Origin of the sequence: Mesorhizobium japonicum MAFF 303099 (genome assembly GCF_000009625.1) — a bacterium.
In the GTDB taxonomy this organism is placed as follows: Bacteria; Pseudomonadota; Alphaproteobacteria; order Rhizobiales; family Rhizobiaceae; genus Mesorhizobium; species Mesorhizobium japonicum.
This window is the reverse complement of sequence record NC_002678.2, coordinates 6,074,672-6,088,053: the sequence shown is the minus strand read 5'-3', so window position 1 is coordinate 6,088,053 and position 13,382 is coordinate 6,074,672. Positions and strand designations below refer to the sequence as shown.

Below are 13,382 nucleotides of genomic sequence, written 5' to 3'. Positions count from 1 at the left end.
TTATGCGTAAATGGAAAATCGCTTTGGGAACGGCTGTCGCGCTAGCCGCGATCTCGGTGGCCAGCGTCCACCTGCTCGACATGGGCAATCTCAGGCTGAGCAGCGGCACGGCCGGTGCGGCGACGCCCGCTCCGGCGGCATTCGTCATGCCGGTGCCGGTGGCGAACGTGGTCAAGAAGACGATCCCGATCTATCTCGACTATGCCGCCCGCATCGAGCCTATCCGCAGCATCACGCTGCAGGCGCGCGTGCCCGGCTATTTGCAGGAACAGACGGCGCAAGACGGCGCGGATGTGCGGCAGGGCGACCTTCTGTACAGGATCTCGCCTGACGACTTCCAGGCCGCGCTCGACCAGGCGAAAGCCCAGGTCCAGCGCGACACGGCGACGCTCGACTATGCGCGGTCCAATCTCGGCCGCGGCACCGAGCTCGCCAAGAGCGGTTACCTCGACAAGGACAGCTTCGACCAGCGCACCAGCACCTTGCGCGAAGCGCAGGCGTCGCTGGCACTCAACCAGGCGGCCGTGCGCACGGCGGAGCTCAATCTGAGCTACGCCGAGATCCATGCTCCATTCCCCGGGCGCCTGGGCCGCAACCAGGCCTCGGTCGGAACGCTGGTCAGCGTCGCCGGCACGGTGCTCAACACGCTGGTGCAGCTCGACCCGATCTATGTCACCTTCAATCCGAGCGAGACGGATCTGGCCGAGATCGAGCAGGCTCGCGCGGCCGGCCCGGTCGATGTCGAAGTCCTGCTGCCGGGTCAGACCGAGACCAGCCAGAAGGGCGAACTCACCTTCATCGACAACACGGTCGACCACTCGACCGGCACCATCACCGCGCGCGCCACCATCGGCAATGCGAAGTTCATGCTCATGCCCGGCCAGTACGTGCGCGTGCGGCTGCATATCAGGCAGCAGCCTGACGCGCTGATGGTGCCGCAGACGGCGCTGGGCTCGAGCCAGCTAGGCAAATATCTCTACGTCGTCGGCAAGGGTAATACGGTCGACCAGCGGCTGGTCTCGCTCGGCCCGACCAGCGGCGACCTTGTGGCCATCATGAGCGGCATCTCGGAAGGCGACCAGGTGATCACAGGCAATCTGCAGAAGATCGGGCCCGGAATGCCGATCTCGCCACTGCCACAGAAACCGGCTACCTGACACCCCCGCAGGCCCGGTTTCCGCGCGGCGCCCTCGACCTACCCACGGGTCGTGGGCGCCGCATTTACAAGCAGGCCGACAAGAGCGGCGACATCGGCGCGGTCGGCCTTGGCCGGTGGCATGAAGGCGCAATAGGGATGACCGAGGCGCACCGAGACCGCTGACAGCGCGATCAGGCGGCCGGCCTCCAGATCGGCCTGCGCCATTACACGCTGGCCGAGCGCAATGCCCAGACCCAGCCTCGCCGAGGCGATCGCCAGGCTGGACAGGCCGACGCGCCGCCCATGCGACGGGTCTGGCGCGCGGCTGCCGCCGCATGCCGCGAAACCAGATGTGATGTTCAGCGCCGAGGAGCGGGGCGGCTTCTGCGGCCGCGCCGCTGAGCCGTCCAAACCGCATCTTGATCGGATTGCGGGTGGCGATGAAGAATCCGAAAATCCCGTCTTGTTAGATTGTCGACAATCTGATTGTCTTGCCTACTGTACTCGCTGGAGTGGGCCGGATGGTGACGACGGATTTCAGCCCGATTGCCGATACGACGCGTCGCGCCGAAATCGTCGCGCTGCTGCGCCGCGCCATCCTGACCGGGCAACTGCAGCCAGGCCAGAAGCTTAACGAGCTCAGAATCTCCGAACAGATGCGGGTCAGCCGCGCGCCATTGCGCGAGGCCATGCGCGAGCTGGTGCAGGAAGGTATCCTGACCAGCATTCCCTATGCCGGCACCTTCGTCATCGATGTCACCGCCAAGGACATAGACGATGCCTATTCGCTCAACCAGGTGCTGGACGAGTTCGCCATCGAACGGACATGGCCGCATCGCGACCAACGGTTCTTCGATGAACTTGACCGGCGCCACGAAGCGGTGAAGCAGGCGACGCGGGCTCTCGACACCACGCGTCAGATCGAAACCGCGCTGCAGCTGCACGGACTGATCTATGAATGGGCCGACAATTCAGTGCTTCTTGAAACCTGGCAGCGGCTGACCAGCCGGCTGCAAATGTATTTCGCGCTGCACCAGCATGCGCGCAACGAGCCGGTGCCGGCCGAAGACGTCCATGAGACTTACGTGCAACTGATGAAGGGCACCGATATGCGCGCGGCCCAGCGTCATGCACGCGAACATATCAATCTCGACTTCGAGCAGTTGCTCTCCTATGCGCGCGGCCTCGAACAGCGCCCGTCCAAGGGCGCCTGACCAATTCCCCAGATATGTAGCCAGCGGACAGACAGAGTGCAGATCAAATCCATCAAAGCCTACCATGTCGTGCAGCCCTTCGTGGACGGCCCCTACCGCATGTCCAAGGGACGCCAGGCCGACGCCTTCGACGCGGTGATCGTTGCCATCACCGCCGACAGCGGCCTGACCGGCTGGGGCGAGATGGCGCCGCTCGGCAATTTCTACTCGGCCGCGTTTCCGGCCGGCGCCCGTGCGGGCGTGCCGGAAATCGCGCCGCATCTCATCGGCCACGATCCGCGCGGGCTGGCCAGCATCGGCCGGCTGATGGACACGGTGTTCAAGGGCCATCCCTACATCAAGTCGGCGCTCGACATGGCCTGCTGGGATCTCGCCGCGCGCGCCGCCGGCGTGCCCCTCGTCACCATGCTCGGCGGCCGCGAGAGCGATATGGCGGAGACCTACCGGGTCGTCACCCACGGCACGCTCGATCAGATGGCGGCACTGGCAAAAAGGATCATTGCGGAGGGCTGTCGCCGTCTGCAGGTCAAGGTCGGCGGCAATGTGCACGATGACATCGAGCGGGTAACGACAGTCGCCTCGGCCGTGCCGAAAGGCACCGTGATTTTCTGCGACGCCAATGCCGGCTGGACACCCTACCAAGCGCGGCAGTTCGCCGATGCCACGCGCGGCATCGACTACACGTTCGAGCAGCCCTGCACCACGATCGAGGAGAACATGTCGGTGCGCCGCATGCTCGACAAGCCGATGGTGCTCGACGAATCCGTCACCTCGCTGGAAGAGATGCTGGAGATCCACCGCCTGGGCGCGGCCGACGGGTTGACGCTGAAGATCTCGCGCCTGGGCGGCGTGACCAGGACCCGGCAGATCCGCGACGTTGCCGTCGATCTTGGCTTCATGATCACCGTCGAGGACACGGGCGGCGCCGAGATCGACACGGCGGCGATGGCACATCTATCGCTGTCGACGCCACAAGAGCGGCGATTGCATGCCATTGCCTTCCATGAATGGGTGACGGTGCGCACGGCCTTCAACGCCCCGCCCGTCACCGGCAGCCATATGGGCATTCCAGACGGACCCGGCCTCGGCATCGACGTGGATCCGAGCCTGCTCGGCAAGCCCTTCTTCGAGATCGGCTGAGATGAAGATCCGCAGCATCACGGCCACGCCGATCAATCTTCGTCTCGAAGCGCCCTATGGCTGGGTGTTCGGCGAGCTCGACGGGTTTTCGCAGACCATTGTCGAGGTCGAGACCGAGGATGGGCTGATCGGCCTCGGCGAAGCGCCGACGCCGGCGGCGGCCGCGATCATCAATGATGTTCTGGCCGAGCGCCTGGTCGGGCGCGATGCCTTCGACATCGCCGGCGCCGAGCATGTCTGCCTGCCCTACTGGACCGGTGTGCAGTCGATCAACGACCGCACCCGCATCATGGCTTTCGGTGCGATCGAGATGGCGTTGTGGGACCTGCGCGGCAAGGCGTGGAACCAGCCGCTCTACCAGCTGCTCGGCGGCGCCGTGCGCAAGGACATCCCGTTCACCGACTATTTTTCGCTGCGCGGCGACGGGCCGAAGGTGAAAGGCGAGACGACGCCGGAAGAAGTCGCCGACTATTGCGTCGAGCTGCACGAGACGCATGGAACGACCTTCTTCGAAGGCAAGTTCTCGACCGAGGACCCGAAAGTCTCGCTCAGAATGGTCGAGCTGATCCGCGCAAAGCTCGGCGACGAGGCGATGATCCGCATCGATTCCAACCAGGCCTATTCGCTGGCGACGGCGCGACGGCTGGCGCGGCCGCTCGAAGAGCTCGGCGTGCGCAACTGGGAGGATCCGGTGGCGACCATCGAGGAGATGCGCCAGTTGCGGCAGCATTGCTCGATCCCGTTCTCGACCCACAATATCGACATTGCGCGCGCCATGGACCTCAAGGTCCCCGATGCCTTCGTCGGCAATCCGACCGCGCATGGCGGCATCGGCCGCCTGCTGCGTTTCGTCGGCGCCTGCGAGCACGCCGGCGTCGATTTCTGGTGCTACAGCGGCGACAGCGGCATCGGCAGCGCGGCCTATCTGCATCTGTGCGCGGCGCTCGGCTGGATCCGGGAGCCGAACCAGTCGCTGTTTCGCATGCAGCCCATGGACATCACCGAGGAAGGGCCGTTTTCGCCGAGGAACAATGTCGTGCGCGTGCCGGAAGGTCCCGGTCTCGGCGTCACCTTGTCGCGGAAAAACCTCGCCGCCTGCCATCGCGATTTCGCCGAGAACGGCCCGTGCAACAAATATCATGACCCGGCAAAGCCCGGAACATATCGCCGCCTGCCGCTGAACTAGGAGAACGAGAAGGAAAGGAGACTAGCCAACACAAGTGTCCGCCGCAGCGATCTGGATCGCCATGGCAGGGCCTGACGGGTGAAAGCATGGCCTCAAGAAAATCTGACCCCCGCGCCGCAAGGAGCGGATGGACCAGCAAAGACAGCATGCTACAGTCCCGGTCGACCGACTTCGTTGATGACCGGGACAGGAGAACTCCACGGAATTTCGTCAACCGGAAGTGCATTCTTCAGCCATAAGAAACAAGGGGAAAGGGTTAAACCCATGAGCAAGAATTACCGCATTCTCGACCTGATCCGGCGCAATCGCTCGCCGCTCGAAAACCATCTCATCGACGGTCTCGTCGACGGCCGTATCAGCCGCCGCGACTTCATTCGCCACGGCAGCCTGCTCGGCCTGTCGCTGCCGCTTCTGGGCGGCATCACCACGGCCGCCGGCCTCGGTGGCATGCCGTCGCTCGCCCGCGCCCAGGGCGCGCCCGGCGCGACCATCCGTGTCGGCAGCAGCGTGCCGGCGGCAACCATCGACCCGGTCACCATCGCCGATGCCGGCGGCCTGCTGATCCTGCAGCAGGTTGCCGAATTCCTCTGCGTCGACGGCCCCGACCTGGTGCTCAAGCCGGCGCTGGCCGAAAGCTGGAAGCCGAACGACAACGGCACGGTGTGGACCTTCAAGCTGCGCAAGGGCGTGAAATTCCACTCCGGCGGCGAGATGAAGGCCGACGATGTCGTGGCCAGCATCGACCGCCTCGCCGACCCGGCAAACTCGTCCAACGCGCTGTCGGTGTTCACCGGCATCCTGCAGAAGGGCGCCACCAAGAAGGTCGACGACTACACGGTGGAGTTCCACCTCGACGCGCCGAACGGCAACTTCCCCTACATGGTGTCGTCGGACAACTACAACGCCGTCATCATCCCGGCGAGCTACAAGGGCGACTACGAGAAAAGCTTCGACGGCACCGGCCCGTTCAAGATCGAAAAATACACGGCCAAGGTCGGCGCCTCCTTCGTCCGCAACGAGGACTATTGGGGCGAAAAGGCACTGCCGGAGCGCACCGAATTCACCTTCTTCGCCGACATGCAGCCGCAGATCCTGGCGCTGCAGGGCGGACAGATCGATATCATCAACCAGATGCCGGTGCTCGCGGGCGTCGCCTTGCTCAATGATCCGAGCGTCGACATCATCAGCCTGAAGTCGGTTGCGCACCAGCAATTGCATCTGCGCTGCGATTCCGATCCGTTCAAGGACCCGCGCGTGCGCCGCGCCATCGCGCTCAGCATCGATCGCGACAAGCTGGTCGCCGGCCTGATGAAGGGCCGCGCTTCGGCCGGCAATGACAGCCCGTTCGCGCCTGCCTATCCTTCGACCGATACCAGCGTGCCGCAGCGCAAGCAGGACATCGCGCAGGCCAAGCAGTTGATGGAAGCGGCCGGCGCCGGCAAGGGTTTCAAGGTGACGCTGACCACCGAGCGCTACCTGGAAATTCCCGAATACGCCCAGCTCATCCAGAACTGGGTCAAGGAGATCGGCATCGAGCTCGAGCTCAACATCCTCGACCAGGGCGCGTATTACGGCGACGCCGTGTTCGGCAAGTCGAACTGGCTGGACTCGGTGATGGGCATCACCGACTACGGCCACCGCGGCGTGCCGAATGTCTATCTCGCCGCCCCGCTGAAGAGCGACGGCACCTGGAACGCGGCGCACTTCAAGAACAAGGACTACGACACGCTGGCCAACAGCTACATCGCCGCGCTCGACCTCGAGGCGCAGAAGGCCGACGCCGGCAAGATCCAGAAGCTGCTGCTCGAGGAAACGCCTGTCATTTTCGGCTACTTTTACGACTACCTGACGGCGACGGCGAAGGGCGTGGCCGGCGTGCAGCCGACCGCCATGTCGCAGCTGTTCCTCGAAAAGGCATCGAAGGCCTAAAACGAAAGGGAAAGCCAATCCTCTAACAGCCAGCTCCCGCGTGGGGGCTGGCTCCACAAGGAGTCTTAGCCATTCTCTCCTTCTTTGCACGGCGTGTGTCGCTGTCGCTGGTTACATTGTTCCTGCTCAGCATCATGGTGTTCCTGGGCGGCCAGGTGCTGCCCGGCAATGTCGGGCGCGCGATCCTGGGGCCGTTTGCCGACCAGCGCGCGGTCGACGCGCTCAATCATACGCTGGGCGTCGATCGCCCGCTGCTCACCCAATATGCGACCTGGATCTGGAATTTCATCCGCGGCGACATGGGCACGTCCTACATCTTCCGCTCGCCAGTGGCGCCGTTCGTCATCGACGCCTTGGGCAATTCGATGAAGCTGGCCGCGGTCGCCTTCGTGCTGGTGGTGCCGATCGGCATCCTCGGCGGGGTCATCGCGGCGCTCAATCTCAACCGGCCGCTCGACCGCATCATCAGCCTTGGCGGCCTGTCGGTGACGGTGCTGCCGGAGTTCGTCACCGGCATCATCCTGATCCTGATCTTCGGTGTGTGGCTGCGCTGGCTGCCGATCTCGGCGGCATGGCCCAAGAACGCCGGCTTCTTTACCCAGCTGTATTATTTGATCCTGCCGTCGGTGCCGCTGTTCCTGGTGCTGTTCGGCTATATCGCCCGCATGGCGCGTTCCGGCATGATCGAGGCGCTCGATTCCGACTATACAAGAACGGCGGTACTCAAGGGCCTGCCCTGGCGCACGGTGATCTGGCGCCATGTGCTGCGCAATGCGCTGCTGCCGACCATCACCGTCATCGCCACCCAGACCGGCTATCTCATCGGCGGCCTGGTGGTGATCGAGACGCTGTTCCGCTACCAGGGTATCGGTTCGCTGATCTTCACCGCCGCGCGCGGCAAGGATTTCCCGATGCTGGAATCGGGCATCCTCACCATCGGCATCGTCTATGCCGTGGCGACATTGATCGCCGACTTCCTCTATTCCGTGCTCAATCCGCGCATCCGGCTGGGGTCAGACCAATGAGCGCCGTCCAGACCACCTCTCCCCCGCAAGACGACACGCGCCGGCGCAGCCCCATGGCGGAAGTCTCTTCCTCGCTCATGCGTTCGCGAACCTTCCTTGTCGGTCTTGCCATCGTGCTGTTCTGGGTCGCCTGCGCGCTGTTCGGCGAGCACTTCGCGCCCTATGACCCGCTTGCCGACGACATCATCAACGCGCTGGCGCCGCCGTCGTCCGAACACTGGTTCGGCACCGACCAGATCGGCCGCGACGTCTTCTCGCGCGTCATCGTCGGCTCGCGCGACATCCTCACCGTCGCCCCGCTGGCGACCTTGCTGGCGACAATTGCCGGCACGGCACTCGGCCTGCTCACCGGCTATTTCCGCGGCATCGTCGACGATGTCGTCAGCCGCATTCTCGAAGCCTTCATGGCGATCCCCGTGGTCATCGTCGCGCTGCTCGCCATCGTCGCGCTCGGTACGTCCAAGGCCACCGTCATCGTCGTCATCGGCTTGAGCTTCGCGCCGATCATTGCGCGCACCGTGCGCTCGGCGGTGCTGGCCGAGCGCGAACTCGATTATGTCGCCGCCGCGCAGCTGAGGCATGAGAGCGCCTTCCACACGATGTTCGTCGAGATCCTGCCCAATGTCATCCCGCCGATCCTGGTCGAGACCACCGTGCGGCTTGGCTACGCCATCTTCGCGGTCGCCACGCTCTCCTTCATGGGTTTTGGCATCCAGCCGCCCTCGCCCGACTGGGGGCTGTCGATCTCCTCGAATTACGGCATGATCGGCGGCGGCTTCTGGTGGACGGTGCTGTTCGACGCGCTCGCCATCGCCTCGCTGGTGATCGGTGTCAACCTTGTGGCCGACGGCGTGCATGGAGCGCTCAATGACTAGTTCCGCAAAGGCTGAAAACGCCCTCGAACTGCACGATCTGTCGGTCGCCTACCGGGTGGCCGGGCGCAACCGCGCCGTGCTGCGCAATCTCAGCCTCAACATCAGGCAGGGCGAGGCCTATGGGCTGGTCGGCGAATCCGGCTGCGGCAAATCCACCGTGGCGCTCACCGTCGTGCGCTATTTGCCACGAAATGGCTCGATATCGGGCGGCGCGATCTCGCTCGACGGCCAGGACGTCATGAAGCTCGATGCCGAGGCCTTGCGGCGGGCGCGCGCCGAAAGCGTCTCAATGGTCTATCAGGATCCCGGCAAGGCGCTGAACCCGTCGATCCGCATCGGCCGGCAACTGACCGAGATCTTCGAGCTTGGCGGTATCACGGGACAGGCGGCGACCGATCGCGCCATCGCCATGCTCAACCGCGTGCGCATCTCCGATCCGCCAAGCGTCATGCAGCGCTATCCGCACCAGCTCTCCGGCGGCATGCAGCAGCGCGTGGCGATCGCCATGGCGCTGGCCAACGATCCCTCGATGCTGATCCTCGACGAGCCGACCACCGGCCTCGATGCAACGGTCGAGGCCGAGGTGCTCGACCTCATCGCACAGCTCAGGCAAGAGCTCTCGGCCTCGATCCTGTTCATCAGCCACAACCTCGCCGTCGTCTCCAACATGTGCGACCGTGTCGGCGTGCTCTATGCCGGCATGCTGGTCGAGGAAGGGCCGACGGATGTCGTCTTCAATGATCCGCGCCATCCCTATACGGTCGCGCTGCTGCGCTGCCTGCCACGCGGCGGCCAGCGCAAGGACCAGGGCCGGCTCGACACCATTCCGGGCTTCCTGCCCGGCATAGGCGCTGACATCAAGGGCTGTGCCTTTGCCGACCGCTGTGCGCTCGCCGACAATCGCTGCCGCACCGAATTGCCACCGCTCTATGATCTGAGCGACGAGCGCGGCAAGCGCCTGTCGCGCTGCTTCCACCACGACAAGGCGCAGGCTCTGCCGCGCGCCACACCGAGCGATGTTGCGACAGCGCCCAAGCCGACAACCGCGCCGGTGCTGCGCGTCGCCGGGCTGAACAAGACCTATGCCAGCCACGGCCATCCCTTGCGCGCCGTCAAGGATGTCTCGCTTGATCTGCGGCCCGGCGAGACGCTGGGGCTGGTCGGCGAATCCGGCAGCGGCAAGACCACTTTCGCCAGGCTGCTGCTCGGTCTGGTGCCGCCCGATGATGGCGGCACCATCGAACTCGAGGGCAAGGCGCTGGCGCCGAAGCTGGAGAACCGCGGCGACGACCAGGTCAAGGCGATGCAGATCGTCTTCCAGAACCCGGACTCCGCGCTTAACCGCTCGCATTCGATCCGCCACATTCTCGGCCGCGCCTTGAAGCGGCTGGCCGGCCTCTCCGGCACGGCGCAGGAGGCGCGCCTCGACGATCTCGTCCGCTCGGTGCGCCTCACCGACCGCCATCTGGCCGTCAAGCCGCGCCAGCTCTCGGGCGGCCTGAAGCAGCGCGTCGCCATTGCGCGCGCCTTCGCCGGCGATCCGCGCATTGTCGTCTGCGACGAGCCGACCTCGGCACTCGACGTCTCCGTCCAGGCGGCGATCCTCAACCTGCTCGCCGACCTGCAATCGAAGGAGGATGTCAGCTACATCTTCATCTCGCACGATCTTGGCGTTGTGCGTTACCTCTCCGACAAGATCGCCGTGCTCTATCTCGGCCGCATCATGGAACTCGGACCGTCGGAAGACGTCTTTTCCGGCCCGCATCATCCCTATACCGAGGCGCTGCTGTCGGCCGTGCCGAAGCTCGACCAGACCGAGACGGCGCGCATCCGGCTCGACGGCGAAATCCCCAGCGCCACCAACCCGCCCCCGGGCTGCGTCTTCAACACGCGCTGCCCGCGCAAGATCGGCCCGATCTGCGAGCAGCAGGAGCCGCCGCTCGCCGAGGCACAGCCCGGCCATTCGATTCGCTGCCATATCCCCTATGCGGAGCTGGCAAGGCTGCAGAAAGCAGCCGCGACCGAACCGGCATAGCAAGATATCGCCGGCCGGCTACCTCAGGCCGGCCACGCCCAGGGAACGGTCGCCTTCCGAAAAACCCTGATCACTGGTCCAGTTCCGGGCCAGCGAGCGCAAGCCCGTCAGCGCGACATCCAGGACATCCGACGAGACGGGATTCGAGGGATAGGCGAGATAGATTGGCCGCTGGAACACCGGCGTGTTGTCGATGCGCCGCATCTCGCCGCGCTCGATATGGCCGCTGACGGCGCTGAGCGGCAGATAGGCGGCGGCCTGCCGTGACAGCACATGCTGCAGCCCGATGAAGACCAGCCCCGCGGAAATCGCCGGCTTGACCATGCCGGCAAAGGCGCGGTCGTGCTCGATGCGGAATTCCAGCCCCCAGTCCATCAATATGTAGTTTTCGGCCCACGGCTTGGTCTGCGCCGCATGCTGGACCAGCACGACCTGATCGACGGCCAGTGTCTCATAGACGATGCCGGGGTGCGGGCGCGGCAGATAGAGGATGCAAATGTCGAGCAGGCCTTCCGCCAGTTGGTCGATGGCCAGATCCGGAAAACTGCCTTCCAGCCGCAGCGCCACGTTCGGCCGCCTGGCGCGCATCCACTCGACCCATGGCGAGGTGATACGGTCCCACAGATAGGCGGGAGCGGTCAGCCGCAGCAGGCTGTCATAGCCGTCGGGAACGGCGATGTCCTGCCTGGATTGCTCCCAGGTGCGGGTGATGGAGGAGGCGTGCGGCAGGAACTGCCGGCCAGCCGGCGTGAGCGTGACGCCGTCGCGGTCGCGCACGAAAAGCCGGCGCCCCAACTGCTCCTCCAGCCCCCTGATCCGCGCGCTGACGGTGGATTGCGCAAGGTTGAGCCGGCCGGCCGCAAGGGTGAAGCTGCCATGTTCGGCGACCTCGAGGAAACTGCGCAGGTTCTCGGTATCCATGGCTTGCACCTTGCATCGAAAATTTCGATGGACCCTATCAAAAAATATCGCTTTCCGGTCGCGGTCAACAATGACCTAAATGGCCGATCCCCGGAGAGCAAGCGAGGTATGCAGCCATGCCAAGGCATTTCATGACGATCGACGCCGCTCGCAAAAACCTGACGGCAATCGAAAATTCCGCTGTCGACGACTTGCTGGCCGGCAGGCTCTGCCGCCGCGATTTCCTGCGCCATGGCAGCGTGCTCGGCCTTTCGCTGCCGTTCCTGGGCAGCCTTGTCGCGGCCGCCGGCCTCGGCACGCAGAAGGCCCGCGCCGAAGGCAAGCCGGGCGGCACGGTGCGCGCCGGCGTTGCCACGCCAGGCGGCGCCATCGATCCCGTCACCTATTATGACAGCGGCAGCTACCAGCTGGTTTTCCAGACCGCCGAATTCCTCTGCATTACGTAGCCGGATCTCACCTTGAAGCCGGTGCTGGCGGAAAGCTGGTCGCCGAACGCGGACGGCAGTGTCTGGACCTTCAAGCTGCGCAAGGGCGTGAAATTCCACAATGGCGAGGATTTCAAGGCCGACGATGTGGTGGCGACCTTCGATCGACTGGCCGACCCCAACGGCGCCTCGAACGCGCTTTCGGTGTTCAAGGGCCTGCTGTCGAAAGGCGGCACGCAGAAAGTCGACGACCATACCGTCGCCTTCCATCTCGATGCGCCGAACGGCAGCTTTCCCTATTCGGTATCGATCGACAATTACAACGCCGTCATCCTGCCGGCGAGCTACAAGGGCGATTACGAGAAGACCTTTGAGGGCACCGGGCCGTTCCGGCTCGAGAGCTACACGCCGAAGGTCGGCGCGACCTTCGTGCGCAACGAGGACTATTGGGGCGAGAAGGCGCTGCCCGACCGGCTCGAGTTCAAATTCTACGGCGACGTGCAGCCGCGCATCCTGGCGCTGCAGGCCGGCGAGGTCGACGTCCTCGATGCCGTACCGCTCGACGTCAGCCAGGTGGTGCTGAACAGCCCCGACATCACGGTGCTGCGGGTCGCCTCGACCGCGCACCGCCAGTTGCACATGCGCTGCGACACCGGTCCCTTCACCGACAAGCGCGTGCGCCAGGCGCTGGCGCTCAGCATCGACCGCTCCAAGCTGGTCGATGGCCTGTGCCGCGGCATGGCGGCGACCGGCAATGACAGCCCGTTCGCGCCGGCCTTTCCCGCCACCGACAAGACGGCGCCGCAGCGCGTTCAGGACATCGCCAAGGCCAAGCAGCTCATGGAGGCGGCCGGCCTCGCCAGCGGCTTCGACATCACGCTGACGACGCTGCGCTATTCCGACATTCCAGGCTACGCGCAGCTGTTCCAGAATTTCGCCAAGGAGATCGGCGCCCGCATCGCGCTCAACATCGAGGATCAGGACAAATATTACGGCAAGGCGGTGTTCGGCCAGTCGGACTGGCTGGACAGCCCGTTGGGGATCACCGACTACGCCCACCGCAGCGTGCCGAACGTCTTTCTCAAGAGCCCGCTGGTCAGCGACGGCCCGTGGAATGCGGCGCATTTCAAAGACCCCGCCTATGACGGCATGGTCACTTCCTATCTCAAGGCGCTCGACATCGGCGCGCAGCGCGCGGCGGCCTCCGACATCCAGAAACTGCTGCTCGACGAAACGCCGGTCATTTTCAGCTATTTCCCGGATCTGCTGGTGCCGGTGCGCAAGAATGTCAGCGGCCTGCCGCCGATCGCCGCCGGTCTGCTGCTCGATCGCGTGTCGCTGGGATAGAGGCTGGATTGGACAATTCCGCTTTCGGGCGGCGAGGCTATCCGCTGGCAGGCTGCGAAGAGCGATGGGGGGCCATCGTTCGAGGGGCTCGATGCAAGGGAAGCCCGCCGCCCGGAAACCCTCTCCGGCAACAGTTCAATCCAGGTT

10 protein-coding genes and 1 pseudogene are annotated in these 13,382 nt (G+C 64.8%); 9 read left to right on the top strand and 2 right to left on the bottom strand.

Annotated elements, in window-relative coordinates:
- Window positions 1-2: 2 nt before the first annotated feature.
- The gene (locus tag MAFF_RS30015) at window positions 3-1,157 is read left to right on the top strand and encodes an efflux RND transporter periplasmic adaptor subunit (RefSeq protein ID WP_010914788.1); all 1,155 of its coding nucleotides are present in this window, start codon (window positions 3-5) and stop codon (window positions 1,155-1,157) included.
- Between the two features lie 38 nt (window positions 1,158-1,195).
- Here the strand turns inward: MAFF_RS30015 and MAFF_RS30010 are convergent, their stop codons facing one another.
- Window positions 1,196-1,549: a LysR substrate-binding domain-containing protein gene (locus tag MAFF_RS30010; RefSeq protein ID WP_044549690.1), complete on the bottom strand. Its 354-nt coding sequence runs from the start codon at window positions 1,547-1,549 to the stop codon at window positions 1,196-1,198.
- Between the two features lie 110 nt (window positions 1,550-1,659).
- Here MAFF_RS30010 and MAFF_RS30005 point away from each other — a divergent pair, with 110 nt between their 5' ends.
- The 7 genes from MAFF_RS30005 to MAFF_RS29975 all read left to right on the top strand — a co-directional run bounded on the left by MAFF_RS30005 (window position 1,660) and on the right by MAFF_RS29975 (window position 10,542).
- On the top strand, window positions 1,660-2,352 hold the full coding sequence (locus MAFF_RS30005) for a GntR family transcriptional regulator (RefSeq protein WP_010914786.1): 693 nt from the start codon (window positions 1,660-1,662) through the stop codon (window positions 2,350-2,352).
- Window positions 2,353-2,388: 36 nt separating this feature from the next.
- A complete protein-coding gene (locus tag MAFF_RS30000) occupies window positions 2,389-3,492 on the top strand; it encodes a mandelate racemase/muconate lactonizing enzyme family protein (RefSeq protein WP_010914785.1) in 1,104 nt (367 codons plus the stop codon).
- A 1-nt stretch (window position 3,493) separates the two neighbouring features.
- Window positions 3,494-4,678 (top strand): mandelate racemase/muconate lactonizing enzyme family protein, encoded by a 1,185-nt coding sequence (locus MAFF_RS29995; RefSeq protein WP_010914784.1) that lies wholly within the window; start codon window positions 3,494-3,496, stop codon window positions 4,676-4,678.
- A 264-nt stretch (window positions 4,679-4,942) separates the two neighbouring features.
- The gene (locus tag MAFF_RS29990) at window positions 4,943-6,607 is read left to right on the top strand and encodes an ABC transporter substrate-binding protein (RefSeq protein ID WP_010914783.1); all 1,665 of its coding nucleotides are present in this window, start codon (window positions 4,943-4,945) and stop codon (window positions 6,605-6,607) included.
- A 71-nt stretch (window positions 6,608-6,678) separates the two neighbouring features.
- Entirely contained in the window at window positions 6,679-7,632 is a 954-nt protein-coding gene (locus tag MAFF_RS29985) for an ABC transporter permease (protein ID WP_080511973.1), read from the top strand.
- Window positions 7,629-8,507, top strand: a complete 879-nt coding sequence (locus tag MAFF_RS29980) for an ABC transporter permease (protein ID WP_010914781.1) — start codon at window positions 7,629-7,631, stop codon at window positions 8,505-8,507. The genes MAFF_RS29985 and MAFF_RS29980 overlap by 4 nt, the downstream gene beginning before the upstream one ends.
- Window positions 8,500-10,542 carry a dipeptide ABC transporter ATP-binding protein gene (locus MAFF_RS29975; RefSeq protein WP_010914780.1) on the top strand — a complete coding sequence of 681 codons (2,043 nt, stop codon included), beginning with the start codon at window positions 8,500-8,502 and terminating at the stop codon, window positions 10,540-10,542. The genes MAFF_RS29980 and MAFF_RS29975 overlap by 8 nt, the downstream gene beginning before the upstream one ends.
- 18 nt (window positions 10,543-10,560) lie before the next feature.
- Here the strand turns inward: MAFF_RS29975 and MAFF_RS29970 are convergent, their stop codons facing one another.
- A complete protein-coding gene (locus MAFF_RS29970; RefSeq protein ID WP_010914779.1) occupies window positions 10,561-11,463 on the bottom strand; it encodes a LysR family transcriptional regulator in 903 nt (300 codons plus the stop codon).
- Between the two features lie 116 nt (window positions 11,464-11,579).
- Between MAFF_RS29970 and MAFF_RS29965 the strand changes: the two are divergent.
- Window positions 11,580-13,235, top strand: a pseudogene (locus MAFF_RS29965) (ABC transporter substrate-binding protein).
- Window positions 13,236-13,382: the final 147 nt, after the last annotated feature.